The sequence below is a fragment of the Nitratidesulfovibrio liaohensis genome, from assembly GCF_011682075.1.
Classification (GTDB): Bacteria; Desulfobacterota; Desulfovibrionia; order Desulfovibrionales; family Desulfovibrionaceae; genus Cupidesulfovibrio; species Cupidesulfovibrio liaohensis.
The window spans coordinates 1-643 of the sequence record NZ_VSMK01000752.1; the positions used below are offsets into that span (position 1 = coordinate 1).

Here is a 643-nt window from a genome sequence, read left to right on the forward strand (position 1 = left end):
GGACGGCGCGGGCAAGACCACCCTGCTGCGCCTGGCCGCCGGGCTGCTGCTGCCCGATGCGGGCAGCCTGACCGTGCTGGGCCGCGACACGGTGACGCAGGCGCAGGCCGTGCAGTCGGCCATCGGGTACATGCCCCAGCGCTTCGGCCTGTACGAAGACCTTTCCGTTGCCGAAAACCTTTCCCTGTACGCCGACCTGCACGGGGTGTCAGCCGCGCAGCGGGCCGAACGCTGGCCCGCGCTGATGCGCATGACCGGCCTTGCCCCGTTTCTCGACAGGCTGGCCGGGCGGCTTTCCGGCGGCATGAAGCAGAAGCTGGGGCTGGCCTGCACCCTGGTGCGCTCGCCCCGCCTGCTGCTGCTGGACGAGCCCACCGTGGGGGTGGACCCGCTGTCCCGGCGCGAACTGTGGAACATCGTGTTCTCGCTGGTGCGCGAGCACGGCATCACCGTGCTGGTCAGCACCGCCTACCTGGACGAGGCGGAACACTGCGACCGGGTGGCCATCATGCACCACGGACGGCTGGTGGGCGACGGCGCCCCCGGCCACTTCACCCGCCCGCTCACGGGCCGGACGTGGTTCGTCACCCCCGCCATGCGCGCCCGCACGGCCCAGACCCTGCTGTCCGCGGCCCCCGGCGTG

The 643-nt window shown here is 72.5% G+C and carries 1 protein-coding gene; it reads left to right on the forward strand.

The window, feature by feature from the left end:
• Positions 1 to 643 (forward strand): ABC transporter ATP-binding protein (locus FVW27_RS18560; RefSeq protein ID WP_243838573.1); only part of this gene is annotated, 643 nt, incomplete at both ends.